Consider the following 16,852-nt stretch of genomic DNA (forward strand, 5'->3'; position numbering starts at 1 on the left):
GTGATCGCGTCCCCGCGGCTTTAAGTGGAGGATCCATGGAAAACACATCTCGCGTGTACCCGAAGGTGGACATGACCGGGGGGTCGCAGAAGTTCCCTGAGATGGAACAGGTCGTTCTTGATTACTGGAAGAAGGACGATACTTTCCAGGCCAGCCTGAAGAACCGTGAAGGTGCCGAAGAGTACGTATTCAACGATGGTCCGCCGTTTGCTAACGGCCTGCCGCACTACGGCCACCTGCTGACGGGTTACGTGAAGGACATCGTTCCGCGTTTCCGCACCATGACCGGCTACCACGTTCCGCGCGTGTTCGGCTGGGACTGCCACGGCCTGCCGGCTGAGCTGGAGGCAGAGAAGCAGCTGGGTATCACCGACAAGGCACAGATCCAGGACATGGGTCTGGCTAAGTTCAATGAGTACTGTGGCCAGTCCGTCATGCACTATGCCGGTGAGTGGGAAGACTACGTTACCCGCCAGGCGCGTTGGGTCGACTTTGAAAACGGCTACAAGACCATGGACATCGAGTACATGGAGTCCGTCATGTGGGCGTTCAAGACCCTCTACGACAAGGGCTTGATCTACCAGGGCTTCCGTGTCCTGCCGTACTCCTGGGCTGAGCACACTCCGCTGTCGAACCAGGAGACCCGCCTGGATGACTCGTACAAGGAGCGCCAGGATCCCACGGTGACGGTGACGCTTCCGCTTACCGGCGCGCGTGAGGGTTTCCCTGCACTGAAGACGTGGGAGAACAACCCTGAGCTTCACACCGCTGAGGCACTTGCTTGGACGACGACGCCGTGGACCCTGCCGTCCAACCTTGCTCTCGCTGTTGGCCCGGAGATCGAGTACTCCCTGATCCGCGTCACCGAGGGTGATTTCACCGGTCGCACCTTCCTCATCGCCACGGCACTCATCGGCTCCTACGCGAAGGAACTGGGCGAGAATGAGGTGCTTGCTACCTTCCAGGGCAGCGAGCTGGAGGGCCTGACCTACAAGCCGGTCTTCGATTATTTTGCGGATCAGCCGAACGCCTTCATGGTGCTCGTGGCAGATTACGTCTCCACTGAGGACGGTACCGGTATCGTCCACCAGGCTCCGGCCTTCGGTGAGGACGATATGATCACGTGCGAGAAGTACGGTATCGGCCTGGTCATCCCCGTTGACGCTGACGGTAAGTTCACCAGCCTCGTTCCTGAGTACCAGGGCAAGCTGGTGTTCGACGCCAACCGCGACATCATCCGTGACCTGAAGGCAGCGGATCGTGTCCTGCAGGACAAGGTTATTGTTCACTCCTACCCGCACTCTTGGCGTTCCGGTGAGCCGCTGATCTACATGGCTCTGCCGGCGTGGTTTGTGAAGGTCGTGGATATCCGCGACCGCATGGTGGAGCTCAACCAGACCATCGACTGGATCCCTAGCCACGTGCGCGATGGCCAGTTTGGCAAGTGGCTTGAGGGCGCACGCGACTGGAACATCTCCCGCACCCGTTACTGGGGTTCCCCGGTTCCGGCGTGGGTCTCCGACAACCCGGAGTACCCGCGTGTGGATGTGTACGGCTCCCTCGATGAGCTGGAGAAGGACTTCGGTGTTCGTCCGGAATCCCTGCACCGCCCGTACATCGATGAGCTGGTTCGTCCAAACCCGGATGATCCGACAGGCCAGTCCATGATGCGCCGTGTTCCGGACGTTCTGGACTGCTGGTTCGAGTCCGGTTCCATGCCGTTTGCGCAGTACCACTACCCGTTTGAGAACGTCGAGGAGCACGACGTGCGCCAGCCGGCGGACTTCATCGTGGAGTACTCCGGCCAGAGCCGTGGTTGGTTCTACGTGCAGCACGTCCTGTCTACCGCGCTGTTTGATCGCGTGGCCTACAAGCAGGTGGTCGCGCACGGCATCGTGCTGGGTTCGGACGGCCAGAAGATGTCCAAGTCCAAGGGCAATTACCCGAATGTCAACGAGGTCTTTGACCGTGATGGTTCTGACGCGATGCGTTGGTTCCTCATGTCCAGCCCGATCCTGCGCGGTGGCAACCTCATCGTGACGGAGCAGGGCATCCGCGACGGTGTCCGCCAGGCGATCCTGCCGCTGTGGAACGCTTATTCCTTCCTCCAGCTGTATGCGGATAGGGAGGCGGAGTTCTCCACCGAGTCCACCAATGTGCTTGACCGCTACATCCTGGCAAAGCTGCACGACATGGTGGATAACACCAAGAAGGCGCTGGATGCCACGGATATCTCTGGTGCCTGCGAAGAGGTCCGTCTGTTCGCAGACACCCTGACGAACTGGTACGTCCGCCGTTCCCGTGACCGTTTCTGGGCTGGCCAGGACGAGCACCCAGAGGCATTCAACACCCTCTACACGGTGCTGGAGATCCTGAGCCGTGCGACGGCTCCGCTGCTGCCGTACATCTCTGAGGTGATGTGGCGTGGTCTGACTGGTGGCCGAAGCGTGCACCTGGAGGACTACCCGGAGGCACAGAATATCCCGTCGGATGATGCCCTGGTTGCGTCCATGGATGCCACCCGCGCGGTGTGCTCCGCTGCATCGTCCGTGCGTAAGTCCAACAAGCTGCGCAACCGTCTGCCGCTGCCGAGCCTGACCGTGGCACTGCCGAACGCTGATTCCCTGCAGAACTTCCAGGACGTCATCCGTGATGAGGTCAATGTGAAGAATGTTGAGCTCACCACTGACGTGGACGCCGCTGGCTCCTTCGAGGTTGTGGTGAATGCGAAGGTCGCTGGCCCGACCTTGGGCAAGGACGTTCAGCGCGCCATCAAGAACGTGAAGGCAGGCAACTACGTACGCGAGGGTGAGAACGTCATCGTCGATGGTGACATTGTTCTGACGCCGGAGCTCTACACCGAGCGCCTCGTGGCAGAGAACCCTGACAGCACCGCACGCGTGGATGCTGGCGAACAAGTCGGCCTGGTCGTCCTGGACACCAACGTCACCGAGGAACTGGAATCCGAAGGCTGGGCAGCAGACGTGATCCGTGGCCTGCAGGATGCCCGCAAGCAGGAAGGCCTTGAGGTCTCTGACCGCATTGCCGTGGTCCTGTCCGTTCCGGCGGACAAGGAAGAGTGGGCACGCACCCACGCGGACCACATTGCTGCGGAAACGCTGGCGACGTCCTTCGACGTGGTCACCGAGCCGATCTCAGGTCATGATGTTGTCACCGGTGTGACTGCGAGCGTGCAGAAGAACTAGAGGTATGTCTCGCTGGGTGCTGCACATTGACATGGACGCGTTCTACGCGTCCTGTGAGCAGCTCACTCGGCCGACACTGAAGGGCCGCCCCGTGCTCGTCGCCGGCGTGACGGGCAGGGGAGTGGTCGCTGGTGCTTCCTATGAGGCACGCAAGTACGGCGCGCGTTCCGCCATGCCCACGTATCGTGCGGTCAAATTAGTCGGTTCCAAAGCCGTCCTCGTCGCCCCTCGCCGCGCTGTGTATTCCACGGCGTCGCGCCGGGTGTTTGAGATCATTGCCCGCCACGTAGATGTGGTGGAGCAGCTCTCCATCGACGAGGCATTCATGGAACCCGCTCACCTCCAGGGTGCTTCCCCGGAAGATGTTGAGCAGTGGTCAAATCAGCTCCGCGAGGCGATCAGGGAGGAAACAGGCCTGCCGAGCTCAATCGGGGCGGGAACCGGTAAACAGTACGCAAAGATTGCCTCAGGCCTGGCTAAACCGGATGGTGTCTTCATCATTCCACGCAGCCGCCAGAAAGACATTCTCCACCCTCTTCCCGTCAATGAGTTGTGGGGTGTTGGTCCCGTTACGGGCGCGAAACTCACTAATGCCGGGGTTGAAACCATCGGGGACTTCGCTCAACTCACAGAAAAAGAGGTGGATATTGCGCTTGGGGGTGCCGTGGCCAAGCAACTCTGGCAGCTTGCTCGTGGCACCGATGAGCGGCCCGTCGCTCCGCGTGCGGAAGCAAAACAGATCTCCGCGGAGCACACGTACCCGACCGATCTGACCACCGTCGCGGAAGTCGAGGCCGCCATCAGACGCGCGGCGAGTGAGTCGCATCGTCGATTGCTTATCGACGGCCGCGGTGCCCGCACCATCACCGTCAAACTCAAAATGGCGGACTTCCGCATTGAATCCCGGTCGATGACTCTGCCGTATGCGACTGATGATGAAGACACACTCACCGCAGCGGCCTTCAAAATTGCGCGTTACCCAGATGAAGTTGGCCCGATCCGGCTGGTGGGAGTCAGTTTTTCTGGCCTGGAATCCATCATGCAAGACACCCTGTTCCCAGAATTGGATCAAGAGATCACGCCCCATCAGGTGATCCCGGAAGAAACCGGCGTGTCTGACTTGGCTGACTTAGTTACACCCATGCCTGAGCCGACACACACCGAATCAGGTTGGCGCGCCACCCAGGACGTCACCCACCCGGACTTCGGCCACGGCTGGATTCAGGGGACGGGTCACGGCTTTGTCACCGTGCGGTTTGAAACCCGTGCGACAGGCCCCGGCAGGGTGGTGAACCTGCGTGCGGAGGACCCGGATCTTAAGCCGGGCGACCCGATTGATTCGTTGGCATGGGATGACTGGTTGGAACGCTGAAACGGGCGATCAAACCACCACCCACTCGCGGTAGAAGCTCAAGCTTCCCGCCGTGTGATGCGGCGATGCTGTCCGTCAGTGTGAGCCCCAAACCATGACCTGATCCGGTGAAAGGCTCCACAAACGTAGCCACTTCCTCCTCACTCAGTCCCGGACCAGCACTTTCCACCGTCACCGTGGCCAGCCCATCATGGAGAGTCAACGCGCCCGAGACATACTCCCCGTGAGTGTGCGCATTGCGCACCAGGTTCGACACCGCGTGCTGCAGCAAGACTGGATCACCAGTCACAATGACTGATTCCGCATCAATCCCGCAGTCACGGCAGATGGCACCGAAATCAACAGCATCAACAGCTGGCATTTCTGCGCGGGCAAGATCCAGCAGCGCAGTCACTGTTTTCGCATTGCCAGCATTCACTTCACGGATGCGGTTCAGTGCCTCTCGCAGTTCACCGTCGTTGTCACCTGCCAGCGCCACATCAGCGATGGTTTGGATGGTGGAGATCGGGGTTTTCAACTCATGGGAAGCATTCGCGGAGAAACGCTTCTGTGCGGTGATGGAATCAGCCAGAGTATCCAGCATGGTGTCCAACGCCTTTGATACGTCCCCGAGCTCATCAGCCGCGCCGGTATACCCCGTGCGTTCCTTCATATCGCCGGCGGTGACCTTGCGGGCAGTCGAGGCGATCGATGACAGCGGCGTGATCACCCATCCGGCCACGAACCATCCGATGACACCGGCCAAAACCGTCAGCACCAGCAGACTGACCAGGGAAGCTGTCAACATAACGCGCAGAATATCGCTGCTCACCGGCACCGCGCCATCGATGACGGCGGAATCGGGGAATTCAGCGCGGAAGGGGACTGGCGTTAATTTCAGGTAGCCATACACCAGCGCGATGAGCGCCAGGCCCACCGAAGCTGTCGTGGCCACGAACATCGCGGTGATGCGGGAACGCAGACTCATGAGACGTAGTACCCCTCACCAGGTCGAGTGAAAATCACCTGTGGCTCGCCAAGCTTCTTCCGAAGGTAAGAGATGGTCACGCGCGGTGAATTAGTAAATGGATCCGCGTTCTCATCCCAGGCTTGCTCCAACAATTCCTCCGCGGAGAGCACCGCGCCACCGGCTTCCATGAGTACTTCCAGCACCGCGAATTCCTTTGGGCTGAGAGCAATCTCCTTATCGCCCCGCATGACGCGTCGCCGCACGGTATCCATCCGGACATCACCGGACACCAAGACAGAATCACGTTTGGGGGAATTACGCCTTCCCAATGCGACTACCCGCGCGATGAGTTCCGGCAGTTCAAACGGCTTGGGCAGATAATCATCGGCGCCCAAATTGAACCCACTCAAGCGGTCGTCGAGGGTGCCAGATGCGGTCAACATGAGCACCCGGATGTGCGGATAATCCGAAACAATGCGCGCACAGATCTCATCACCATGCACGCCAGGCAGGTCACGGTCCAGCACAACGACGTCGATGCCGCCGCCGGAACTTGCGAGTTTTTCCACGGCCGCGGTGCCGTCGTAAAGCACTTCCGCCCGCATTCCTTCCCTGGTCAGGGCGGTGTGCAATGCGTCGGCGAGATAGACCTCGTCTTCAACGATGAGTACATGAGGGGACATGAAAAATGATCTTAACGCTCTCGCAACATCGCCCTCCGTAACGTGCGGTTCATGCGGATAGTTGGAATTGATGTGGCACGCGCAGTCGCCCTGATTGCCATGGTGGCGGCGCACCTGACAGTGACTGGTGCGAACACCTTAGGCATCGTTGGGCAGCTGCTCTATGGGTTCCCGGCGGCGCTCTTTGCATTCCTCGCCGGAATCTCCATGAGCTTGATGCGCCCGCACCCGGTCACCTTTTTGGTGCGTGGCCTGATCCTCATCATTCTTCACTTCGTGCTGGTTCCCTTCGCGGGATCCATCGAAGTGGTCCTGCTACCGCTGGGCCTGTCAATGATGCTCCTCGCCTTCGTTCCTTCCTGGAGCACTCCTCGTCTCAGCGCTGTGGGCATTATCGTTATTGCTCTCAGCGCAACGACGAGCCAGCTGGGAGGAATCTTCGGCGCACCCTACCCACTCGCCATGTGGGTTGCCCTCATGGTGGCCGGCATGCTGTTCAACCGGATCAAACACCTCAACATTGCTGTGCTTGTTGGTGGGGCGTTAGCAATCGCGGATATCTACCTGCGTCTGCATGTTGTGTTGCCGGTATGGCTCGATGCCAATGGCCACACGGGTGGAATCATTGATGTTCTTGGCTCAATCGGGATGTCAGCAGCAGTGGTGGCTCTGTGCCGCTTGCTGTACTCCGTCATCCCGGCGTCCCCGGTGCTTCAACCGATGGGTTCGATGACGCTCACCTTGTACTGCCTCCACATTCTCACCTCTGAGTATCTGTCCTTCGTTGTGACAGTGATCGCGGCGGCAGTCATCGCCGTGGTGTGGAAGCACTTCTTCACACGTGGCCCGCTTGAAGCCGGGGTCGCGAACATTACTAAAACCGCTAAGGAGAATTATGAAACTCGTACGCACAGCAGCGCTCGTAGCAACGGTTAGCCTGCTCAACCCGACTCTCGCTCTCGCAATGGAGAGCAAGGACATGGCTGGCAACACGGCGGAAGCTAACACGGTTGTCTCCCTGCGTATGCAGGACGATGAGCCGGAAGACGGTACCTGCACCGGCACGGCCATCGCTCCTCACTGGGTGCTCACCGCGCGCCACTGCATGGAGATGTTCGAGAAGCCGGGCGGCAGCGTCCGTACCCTGCAGGGCGAGGACCAGCGTGTCTACGAGGTTGACCGCTGGGAGAAGGCGCCGATCGGTGACATCGGCCTGGTCCACACCGTCCAGGACATGCAGCTGGACTACTACGCGGAAGTCTCCAAGGAAACTCTCGCTGACGGTGACGTGACCCTCTACGGTTGGTCTTCCGATGGTTCCGGCGGCTCCACCCAGCTGCCTACTGCAAAGGGCACCTCCAAGACGAGTGATGAAGCACCAGCGCTTTTCGACGCCCCGAGTGCCGCCGTCGTTGACCTCGCGGGCGGAGCACGCATCCAGCCGGGTGACTCCGGCGGACCGATCTTCCAGGATGGCCGCGTCTCCGCTGTGATGTCCGCTGGCCTGTTCAGTGATCCGGACAACCCGTCTGAGGAGGAGCTGCTGAGCAACCCGAAGGTGGCTGTTGCTCCAGTGGCTGCTCAGTACGAGTGGATTGACAAGATCATCCAGCAGCCGGAAACGGACATGATGGAGGAGAACAAGGGTGCGGACACCAAGACCTGGTGGATCGCTGGTGTCCTCGGTCTGATCGCTGTGATCGGTGCCGGCGCACTCCTGCTTAAGCGCCGATAATCTCCGCCGGATCAACCCCAGCCCGCAGCGCCGCAGCCAAGGCGATGCGGGCTTGACCGGCGCGTAACCAACCGGAGGGAATCACCCCGTGCTTCCCCAGGGTGTTTCCTCCTCCGGGGCCACCGTAAGAAAAGTTCACCTTGCCGAAGGGGACAGAGGTGGTCAACACAATAGGCATGGACAGTTCCGCCAATGCTTCGCCTACCTCCGCGGAGACATTGCCGGCACCGAGTCCTTCCACCACAAGACCATCCGCATCCTCACACCCATCGAGGATGCTCGCCGGTGCCCCTGGGTAACAGGTGATGATGGGAACGTTCATTCCTGCCAATGAAACAGGCGGCAGATGGACCGGATTTTCCGGGACATCGCCGGTAGAGACAAAAGGATTCAATGCCTCTGTATGCCCCTTAATTAGACCGCGTGCGGGCAGCACCTCCCCACAAAAGACCACGTGGGTGCGAGACCTCAAAGACCGCACCGCAGTGCGGAGGTTTTCAAACCCGTCCGGTTCCTCGTGGTCTGCGGGCCGCATAGCACCGGTAACAACTACTGGGTCTTCAAAGAAGAGATCGAGTGCGAAAGCGGTGTCCACCAGGGAATCTGTTCCATGTGTGACCACCACCCCCGAATGGTCTTCCAGTTCCTCATGCACGGCCGTGACCACTGCGTCGATATCAGCGAATGTCATCGCTGAAGAATCGAGCGCAGTGATGTCGCGTGCCGTAACACCATGAAGTCCAGCGCGCTCGACGAGCTCCGCTGCGGAAAGCGTCGGTGTTAACCCGCCATCAGCATCGCGTGTACAGGCAATCGTGCCACCAGTGGAAATTACTGAAACATGCACCATATTCCCAGATTGCCACAGGCGCGCCGATTGGACCTGAGGGGACAAGCCGGTAACGTAAAAACGGTGAAAACACGCAAATTTGTAGCCATCGTGTCCGCTTTCGGTGCCGCAGTGACCCTCGCGGCGTGCTCGAGTGACGATTCTGCGAGCAATGAAACCTCCGGCACCGCAGTAAGCAGCGGCGCTGAGCAAGCTCCGGCTGCGGAGATGCCCACCGCTGCTGAACTCAATGAGATCTTGGCCCGCGCCACCAACCCGGAGCTGCCCATGGAGGAGCGCACCCGCACCGTCCAGGGCGGTGAGAACGCTGTTGAAATCTTCGATGTGATGACGCAGGCGAAGAATGAATCCGGCGCTGACTTCCAGGTCGTCGAGCCGATCCTGCCGGGCTACACCCCGACTGAGGTGCTCGCCGCTGTGAACTTCACCCAGCCGGACCAGGGCCCGACTACTGCGGAGAACGTGTCCTTCGTCTTCGAGGACGGCACCTGGAAGCTCTCCCAGTCCTGGGCGTGCACCCTGATCCGCAACACTGTTGCCCCTGAGCAGGTCCCTGCTATGTGTGAGGCAGAAGCCCCTGAACAAGCGCCGGCACCAGAAGAGGCACCGGCACCGGAACAGGCACCGGCTCTCTAGCTTTCTTCGCGCCACACCTCCTCCGTCCACAGCGTGGACAGAGTGAGGATCGTGGCGCGTTGATCTTTTTCAGCGATGCGCCTGCGCCATTGGCGGCGCACCCACCGGTCGTGGGACGTGATGATGACGGTGCCTTCGAAGTCCAACAATGCTTCCTCAAGCTCTTCGGCAAGGGCGAGGGAGAGGTGGTTCGTGGGTTCGTCGAGAAGCAACAAATCCGGCGGTGAGGACAAGATCAACCCCAAGGACACGCGGCGACGCTGACCGAGGGAGAGGTCCTGCAGCGGTTGTTCTGCTTGCTCCTGTGTCATGAGGCCCATCTCGACGATTTCCGGGAGCATGTCCAGCGCCGTCACTGAGAGATCCGTCCAAGTGTCATCCTGCTCGAGGCGTGCCACCGTCATCTCTTCCGGCATGTGGAGTTCGCCGGAATAGTCGGTGAGCTCACCGTCCAGGATTTTCAGGAGTGTGGATTTGCCAGCGCCATTCGGACCTTCCACGAGGAGTTGCTGGCCGGGCTGCACCTTGATGGTCAGCGGTGCTAACCGATCTTCAACCGCGAGATCCTTCGTCACTACCGCGGGCACGCCGAGAGAAGTAGCGGTGTGGGATGGCAGGCCCTGGAAGCGCAGCCGTTTCGGAGGTGCAGGAATCTCACGGCGTTCGAGTGCTTCGAGGCGGTTCTCCGCGGACTTTCGGCGCCCACCGATGGTCTTGGCCGCGCGATCGGCATAGAACTTGGCTGCCTTGCGAGTTTCGGTCTTGCTCTCGAAGGAGTGGAACACGTCCTCGTCGGTGATAGCAGCGGCCTTCTCCAGCCGGGCACGTTCGTGTTCTTGTGCCGCATAGTCCGTGGCCCAGCGGTTTCGCCGGGATTCACGAGCAACCAGGTAATCAGAGAAAGAACCGGAGAAACGCGCACCCTGGCGGGTTTCTTCACCGAATCCGCCCTCCGCACCCAAACCGGGGTCGAGGTCAACCAGCCCATCGCAGGCGCTATCCAAGAAGAAGCGGTCGTGGGATGCAGCCAACACAGGTCCCTTGAAAGCGCGCAATTCCTCAATAAGGAAGTCCACGGCTTCATCATCGAGGTGGTTCGTCGGCTCGTCCAACACCATTGCGTCAACCGGTCGCAGCAACAGTGCTGCTAGTGCGAAGCGGCGGCGCTGACCACCGGACATCTCGCCTAGGGGAGTGCTCAATTCAACATTGGCAAGACCAAGGCCGGCCAGAACGGCAGCGATGCGGGCATCGAGTTCCCACACGCCGGAGTTCTCTGCGCGAGCTAGAGCAGCATCGAATTGATCCGAGTACTTCTCAGGATCTTCAGCCATGAGCTCGGACAGTTCGGTGATGGCGCGTTCGACGCCGCGGAGTTCGTGGACGGATTCGTCGATAAGCGATTGTGCTGGCTCACTGAATGGCAGCGACGTTTCTTGCGCGATGAATCCGGTCAACTCTGGGGTAATGATCGTGCCGGCGGTTGGCTTCAGATCACCGCTGATGAGTGACAACAGAGTGGACTTGCCGGCGCCATTCTCACCGATCAAACCGGTCACTGATCCAGAGGGGACCGCGAAGGAGACGTCGGTGAGGACGCGGTGTCCATCCGGGTAACTGAAGGAAAGTCCGTCTACACCAATGTGGGTATGCCTCATGTTGATCACTTCTTGTAGGTCGTCGCCGTGGTCATGTCCTGCACCACTTTGAAATCAGGGTTAGGTCCAGCGTAAACCGTTCGTGTTGTGGCGGTGTTTTCCCCGGCGGTAGGAAGAAGCTTGGTCAGATCCACGGTGATGGTGCCTGAAGAAGTGGTCGACCAGTCTTCGGCGGTTAATTTATTGCCGTCATCCAACTCGAGGGTCTTCTTCGCGGGTTCCTCCTGGACCTGCACATCCAGCGTGACAGTATCCCCATCGCGGGAGGTCAGAGTGTATGTGGTCGTGCGGAGCATATTTGTATCACCGAGGGTGCGCGTTTTCACCGACCATTGCGCGCCGACACCTACCGGCTCCACGGGGAATACCGGGTTGGTGGACATGATCTGCAGCAGAGCACGCTCGGTGGTGGCGCGTGTCTCGTCCGAACTGCCGTCTGGCGGGAGCAGCTTGATCTCCTCAACCTGCCCTTGCACGTCCATGTGCCACCGCATGCGGAAACCATCGGTGTTGAATTCAGCGACGTTTCCGTCCACCACAGAGACGGACAAGGGGAGTGTCGTCTCCTCCAAGCCCTCACCCGTTGGTGCTTCCGCATTCACCTTGTCCGTTGCCACGGCAGCGTGGTTGGCGGCGTAATTCACCGCAATCTCTGATTCTTGTGGGGAGAATGCATAAACTAGCTGCTGTTTATCGCCTTCACCATTGGAAATGAGATTCACATCTGGTGAATCCACGGCAAAAGCCGGGATCTCCTCAATAGGATCCGGACTGGAACAACCGGCGAGGGACAGGGCACTGGCCACGAGAAGAGTGGCGGTGATTCTACGCAAACTCACTCCTTGAACCTACCGCCGACTAAGGTTAGGGGCCAATGACCTCCCTTACTCATAAGCGCACGTATCTGGCCCTCATCATGATCGCCGTGGGAATCATCGATCAGATTCTCAAACAGATCATGGTGTCTTCACTGACGCCAGGGGAACCTTTCTATCTCATTGGGGATTGGTTCCGGCTTCTACTCGTGTTCAATCCGGGTGCCGCGTTCTCCCTCGGCAGTGATTCCACCTGGCTGTTCACTACTATTCAGCTCGCGTTCGTGGTGGGCGCGTTGATTGCGGCGCCACGTCTGAAAACCCGGTGGGAGATCGTGGGCCTTTCCCTCATCGCAGGTGGTGCTTTGGGGAATTTGATCGACCGCCTCTTCCGCGAGCCGGGTTTCTGGTTCGGTCACGTGGTGGACTACATCTCCGTCGGTTCGTTCGCCGTGTTCAATTTTGCGGATATGGCGATCAACGTTGGGGTTGTGGTGTTCATCATCGCGCTGTTTTTCACGGGGGAGAAATGAGCAAATACAGGTCCCTAGTCGTGCCTGAGGGCCTTGATGGCATGCGCGTAGACGCCGCTGTGGCCAAAGCGTTCGGCGTTTCCCGCACGGTCGCCGCTGAGCTCGAAGTGCTTATCGACGGCACCCTCGCCACCAAATCCACCCGCCTTACCACCGGCCAAACCCTGGAAGTCACGCTGCCGGAGCCGAAGAAGCCGCCGATGCCGAAGGAAGAGTTGGTGGAGGGGCTGACGATTCTGTATGACGACGCGGATGTGATTGTCGTCGATAAGCCTGTTGGCGTTGCGGCGCATCCGACCTTGGGGTGGGAAGGTCCGACTGTTGTGGGCGGGCTGTACGCGATGGGTTTTCAGCTGCCTGATGCGGGCCCACCTGAGCGCAAGGGCATTGTGCAGCGCCTGGATGTGGGTACCTCAGGCGTGATGGTTGTGGCGAATTCCATTCCGGGGTATTCCGCGCTCAAGCGGGCGTTCAAAGAGCGCACGGTGGACAAGACGTATCACGCGGTTGTACAGGGACTACCGGATCCGATCGTGGGCACCATTGATGCGCCGATTGGCCGGCACCCTTCTTCCGGCTGGAAATTTGCCGTGACGTCTGATGGCCGCCATTCGGTGACGCACTATGAGGTGCTGGAGGCCTTCCGCGAGGCGAGCCTGCTGGAGATTCAGCTAGAAACTGGCCGCACCCACCAGATTCGCGTGCACATGTCTTCGGTGGGACATCCATGCGTGGGTGATCCGATGTATGGCTCTGACCCGAACCTGAGTGCACGACTTGGTTTGAACCGCCAGTGGCTGCATGCCACCAAGCTGGGCTTCCTTCACCCGGGGAAGGGCACGTGGATGGAGGTTGAGTCGCCGTACCCGGCTGACCTTCAGCATGCGGTGGATGTGCTCCGCGGATGAATCGCATCATTGCTGCTCTCATCTGCTTGGCCTGTCTTGCCGGCGTCTACGTGCTGGGCCTGAACACGGGCATAGAACCGCACCCCATGGGGGATCAACTCGGCCCGGACAGTGGTGAGTCCACCACGGAATATGCGCAGCGCGCCCAAGCATCGCTTGCGGAAGCCGATGAACCTGCCTTTGCGCTGATCACTTTCTCTTCGCCCCTCGATCCGGACCAGGCTGCTGACTTGCTGCAGGGTGTGCGCCGCGTGAATCAGATCATCGTTGCTGATAAGCCACCGATCTCCGTGGGGGAGATGCCGGACCGGACCCAGGTTTTCGGTTCTGAGCCTCTCATCGCAGTGGTCGTGTGGGACGGTGGGGACGTCTTGCGCATGCTTATTAGCGACCCCCGCATCACCACCATCGACGTCCTCCCACCCGATGCTGTGTGGGGCACTTTTGGTGTTCGTGCCCCTTCGAACGTGTAGGTGTAAAAACTTTTAAAAAGTTTTTTCCAGACCTTGCGTGTCGAACAAGTGTTCCTGTATTGTTGTGTCTAGGAAACAATAAGGAGAAGGGGGTGAGATCGTGTCAGCTTCTGATAAGCGAAAGCGATTGGAACAGATCATAGGAGACGGGGAGGACACCCGGCCGGAGCAGGAAGAGGCATTCTTTGCCACTGAGTGTCCGGACAATGAAAACGCGGAATATGCATTGCTGTTGCGGCAGTGTCAGTTCGGGCTCTTCGGACTGTACGCCGAAGATGGGCAGGACTTTGCTGGTTCAAGTGATGACATTCATGTGGAGATAGCCAAGTTGAGTGCAGTCACGGGGATGGGCAAGAAAGCGGTGGAGAATGCCATGTGCGCCTACATGCGGCTTCAGGAACTGCCGATGCTGCGGGATCTTCAGAGGGAGACTCAGCGGCTGGACCTGTCCCGCTTGATAGCCATTGATAATCAGTTGGCGCGGTTGGGTAATGACATCACGGATGAGATGCTGGCTGCTTTTGATGAGCTTCTGGCGGGTCTCTTCAGTCCAACATCGGTGAACCAGCAGTTGCCCACGCCATGGACGATTAAAAGCAGGATGAAAAAGCTCCTGGCCTCGTTCGATCCGAATATTGATTACTGCTCGAAGAAAAAGAAAGAACGCGAGCAGAAGGAAGAGGACGTACCGCCCGGGCATTGCAGTGTCTCATTTAGTGCGGAGAACGAAGATGTTGGCAATGCGCGTATGAACGTCGTCGGAGACTCCGCAACGATGGCCTCTGTTCGCGCATTCGTGGAAGAAACAGCGCGTGAACACAAGATCAGCTTGGCGGATGCAACCGTGAAACTGCTGACGGGGGAGATAACTCCCGCGGCTAAAGCGGTGATTTACGGGTATGCGCCCAAGAACGCTGATGGCTCGATTGATTGCACCGCTCCGGTCTATATCCCCCGCTTTGGTTGGACCATGGCACCAGGAACCGCGATGTTCCACCACATGGCGGATGCGAATGGGACTGTCGTGGACTTGGACAGTGAAAAACTCGACCGTGCAGTGGCCGGATATGAGGTTCCGGAAGACATTAAAGCGAAGGTTCGGTGGCGTGATGGCAAATGCGTCTGGCCAGGTTGCCACGTTCCGGCGGAAAACTGCCAGATGGAACACCGCATTTCTTATGGTGAGGGTGGCCTGACGAAGGTAGACAATCTGTACTGCCTGTGTCAGCACCACCACAACATAAAAACCGATAAACGCGCGTACTACCTGCCAGATCCGGTGACAGGGGAGGTGGTTTGGTTACTCCCGGACGGGACCTACATGAAGTCTGAGCCAGAAGGGTTCATTCAGGAGCAAGTCTTGGCAGAAAACCCTCGATGGAAGACAACATTGCGTGGTCTTCTGACGCTGCGACGGAATGCCACACGATTTTTCGCCTTGGCCCACACGATCATGGATAAGTACGAATCAGGTGGGAGTTATGACGAGTGTGTGAGTGCACTGGAAGAAGTGGAGACGAAGTACGGCATGTCCTTCCCCTTCCACCCAACGCCACCGCCACCGGTTCCGGATCTGGACTTTGAACCACCCCAAGACCCCATGGATGACCGGCCCACGGTCCAAGACCTCAGCATGGAGCGCAGAATGAGCCTTCCATCTTAAGCTTGGCAGCGTGTAAAGTCTCTTCAGTAATTCTGTTCGCATCCCTGAAGTGGAGAATAATCTTGTCATCTCAACGCACCATCTGGGCACGTCGCGCTGGGGTGTCCCTAGCCATGGCAGCATCTCTGTTTTTCGTCACCGCCTGTGGTGGGGGCGAGGGAGCCGCTAAGGAGGGGGTCGCCGCAGGCGATTACGCAGTGGCCGCACGTGAGGATGTGGTGAACAGCATCGTCGTGGATGGCACGGTTGAGCCGATTCGTACGGCTGGTATCTCGAGTACCCTGACGGTTCCGGTGCAGACCGTCCACGTTCAGGTTGGTGACCGTGTGAAGCAGGGACAGCTGCTGGTGACCATGGACACCTCCTCCATTGAGCGTCAGCTCAATGCCTCCGGTGAGCCGATTGCGATGACGGCTGCTGCTGGTCAGGTCCAGCGGGTCGTGCAGGATGCCGGTAAGGCTATCCACGACAGCATCAGCTCCATCTTCCCGCAGAACGCCCCGTTACCAGCTCCTGCCCCGGCACCTAACCAGGGACCGAGCCAGGAGGAGATTGAGCAAGCGTTGGTTGAGGCGCACGAGCAGGGCCGCGCGCAGGGGCAGAGCGAGGCACAGCAGGCGATTGAGGAGCAGTTGGCAGCGCAGCCGGAGATGGGCGGTGCAGACACGAGCGCGCTTGAATACCAGATGGAAGAGCGTGAGATTTTCGCTCCGATGGATGGTGTGGTGACCAAGATCGAGGCTCAAGAAGGATCACCAGCGGGCGGTGCTTTGCTGACGATTGCGGATGCTTCCCGCCTGTTGGTCAAGGCAAACGTGCGGGAAAGTGATGTTGCCAAGGTTAAGGAAGGCAACCGCGTTGAGTTCACTACGCCAGTGACCGGGGACAAGAAGTTCGAAGGTCGCGTGCGCAAGATTGCCCCGATGGCAGAGGGTGGCGATTCGCCGGCGCGTGCACTCCAGCAGGGGCAGGGGCAGAGCCAGTCGAAGGACTCCGGCATTTTGTTCCCGGTGGAGATTGAAGTTGTCGGCGACATGAATGATCTGCGTCTTGGTGGTTCGGCACGAGCTGAGATCATCACTGATGAATCCCGTGATGGACTGAGCATCCCGCGCGACGCGGTCTTTGAAGACAATAAGGTGCTGGTCTTTGTTCCGGGCGATGATTCCTCGGCAACGGTCGAGGAACGCAACGTGAAAACCGGTGTGAAGAATGACACGGACATCGCCGTGACCGGTGGCGACCTGAAGGAAGGCGACATCGTTGTTGCCTGGCCGGATGACTACAAGGACAAGATTGGGCAGTCTGTCCAGGTCGTGGATGAGAACTTCGGTCAGGATAAGCAGGATAAACAGGACAAGAAGGACTAAG

General features: G+C 59.1%; 15 protein-coding genes. 10 read left to right on the forward strand and 5 right to left on the reverse strand.

All coding sequences use genetic code 11. The annotated features are described in order from the left end of the window. The first annotated feature begins 35 nt into the window (after positions 1 to 35). Positions 36 to 3,206, forward strand: a complete 3,171-nt coding sequence (ileS, locus tag L8U60_RS01955; RefSeq protein WP_269964714.1) for an isoleucine--tRNA ligase — start codon at positions 36 to 38, stop codon at positions 3,204 to 3,206. A gap of 4 nt (positions 3,207 to 3,210) precedes the next feature. Beyond that, positions 3,211 to 4,578: a DNA polymerase IV gene (locus L8U60_RS01960; RefSeq protein ID WP_269964715.1), complete on the forward strand. Its 1,368-nt coding sequence runs from the start codon at positions 3,211 to 3,213 to the stop codon at positions 4,576 to 4,578. Here the strand turns inward: L8U60_RS01960 and L8U60_RS01965 are convergent. Together L8U60_RS01965 and L8U60_RS01970 are read right to left on the reverse strand one after the other, a co-directional pair. Further along, positions 4,523 to 5,545 (reverse strand): sensor histidine kinase, encoded by a 1,023-nt coding sequence (locus L8U60_RS01965; RefSeq protein WP_269964716.1) that lies wholly within the window; start codon positions 5,543 to 5,545, stop codon positions 4,523 to 4,525. The genes L8U60_RS01960 and L8U60_RS01965 overlap by 56 nt on opposite strands. Continuing rightward, positions 5,542 to 6,210, reverse strand: a complete 669-nt coding sequence (locus L8U60_RS01970; RefSeq protein WP_269964717.1) for a response regulator transcription factor — start codon at positions 6,208 to 6,210, stop codon at positions 5,542 to 5,544. Before L8U60_RS01970 ends, L8U60_RS01965 begins: the two co-directional genes overlap by 4 nt. A 51-nt stretch (positions 6,211 to 6,261) precedes the next feature. On the opposite strand from L8U60_RS01970, the gene L8U60_RS01975 reads away from it, so the two are divergent. Then, complete coding sequence (locus L8U60_RS01975; RefSeq protein ID WP_269964718.1) at positions 6,262 to 7,146, forward strand: DUF418 domain-containing protein; 885 nt, start codon at positions 6,262 to 6,264, stop codon at positions 7,144 to 7,146. After that, a complete protein-coding gene (locus L8U60_RS01980) occupies positions 7,106 to 7,945 on the forward strand; it encodes a trypsin-like serine protease (protein ID WP_269964719.1) in 840 nt (279 codons plus the stop codon). The genes L8U60_RS01975 and L8U60_RS01980 overlap by 41 nt, the downstream gene beginning before the upstream one ends. On the opposite strand, the gene L8U60_RS01985 is transcribed toward L8U60_RS01980, so the two are convergent. Next, positions 7,932 to 8,795, reverse strand: coding sequence for an asparaginase domain-containing protein (locus L8U60_RS01985; RefSeq protein ID WP_269964720.1), 864 nt, complete (start codon positions 8,793 to 8,795; stop codon positions 7,932 to 7,934). The two genes, L8U60_RS01980 and L8U60_RS01985, sit on opposite strands and share 14 nt — an antisense overlap. Positions 8,796 to 8,858: 63 nt before the next feature. Here L8U60_RS01985 and L8U60_RS01990 point away from each other — a divergent pair, with 63 nt between their 5' ends. After that, the gene (locus L8U60_RS01990) at positions 8,859 to 9,431 is read left to right on the forward strand and encodes a WKL family lipoprotein (protein ID WP_269964721.1); all 573 of its coding nucleotides are present in this window, start codon (positions 8,859 to 8,861) and stop codon (positions 9,429 to 9,431) included. On the opposite strand, the gene L8U60_RS01995 is transcribed toward L8U60_RS01990, so the two are convergent. Further along, positions 9,428 to 11,089, reverse strand: a complete 1,662-nt coding sequence (locus L8U60_RS01995; RefSeq protein WP_269964722.1) for an ABC-F family ATP-binding cassette domain-containing protein — start codon at positions 11,087 to 11,089, stop codon at positions 9,428 to 9,430. The two genes, L8U60_RS01990 and L8U60_RS01995, sit on opposite strands and share 4 nt — an antisense overlap. 5 nt (positions 11,090 to 11,094) lie before the next feature. After that, positions 11,095 to 11,928 carry a DUF6263 family protein gene (locus L8U60_RS02000; RefSeq protein WP_269964723.1) on the reverse strand — a complete coding sequence of 278 codons (834 nt, stop codon included), beginning with the start codon at positions 11,926 to 11,928 and terminating at the stop codon, positions 11,095 to 11,097. A gap of 35 nt (positions 11,929 to 11,963) precedes the next feature. Here L8U60_RS02000 and lspA point away from each other — a divergent pair, with 35 nt between their 5' ends. From lspA to L8U60_RS02025, 5 genes are all read left to right on the forward strand, one after another. After that, complete coding sequence (lspA, locus tag L8U60_RS02005) at positions 11,964 to 12,437, forward strand: signal peptidase II (protein ID WP_269964724.1); 474 nt, start codon at positions 11,964 to 11,966, stop codon at positions 12,435 to 12,437. Further along, complete coding sequence (locus L8U60_RS02010) at positions 12,434 to 13,345, forward strand: RluA family pseudouridine synthase (RefSeq protein WP_269964725.1); 912 nt, start codon at positions 12,434 to 12,436, stop codon at positions 13,343 to 13,345. The genes lspA and L8U60_RS02010 overlap by 4 nt, the downstream gene beginning before the upstream one ends. Continuing rightward, complete coding sequence (locus L8U60_RS02015) at positions 13,342 to 13,818, forward strand: hypothetical protein (protein WP_269964726.1); 477 nt, start codon at positions 13,342 to 13,344, stop codon at positions 13,816 to 13,818. The genes L8U60_RS02010 and L8U60_RS02015 overlap by 4 nt, the downstream gene beginning before the upstream one ends. A 100-nt stretch (positions 13,819 to 13,918) precedes the next feature. Further along, positions 13,919 to 15,481 (forward strand): HNH endonuclease signature motif containing protein, encoded by a 1,563-nt coding sequence (locus L8U60_RS02020; RefSeq protein WP_269964727.1) that lies wholly within the window; start codon positions 13,919 to 13,921, stop codon positions 15,479 to 15,481. Between the two features lie 113 nt (positions 15,482 to 15,594). Beyond that, positions 15,595 to 16,851, forward strand: a complete 1,257-nt coding sequence (locus L8U60_RS02025; RefSeq protein ID WP_269964728.1) for an efflux RND transporter periplasmic adaptor subunit — start codon at positions 15,595 to 15,597, stop codon at positions 16,849 to 16,851. The last annotated feature ends 1 nt before the right edge of the window (position 16,852 follow it).

Origin of the sequence: Corynebacterium meitnerae (genome assembly GCF_027570075.1) — a bacterium.
Taxonomy (GTDB): Bacteria; Actinomycetota; Actinomycetes; order Mycobacteriales; family Mycobacteriaceae; genus Corynebacterium; species Corynebacterium meitnerae.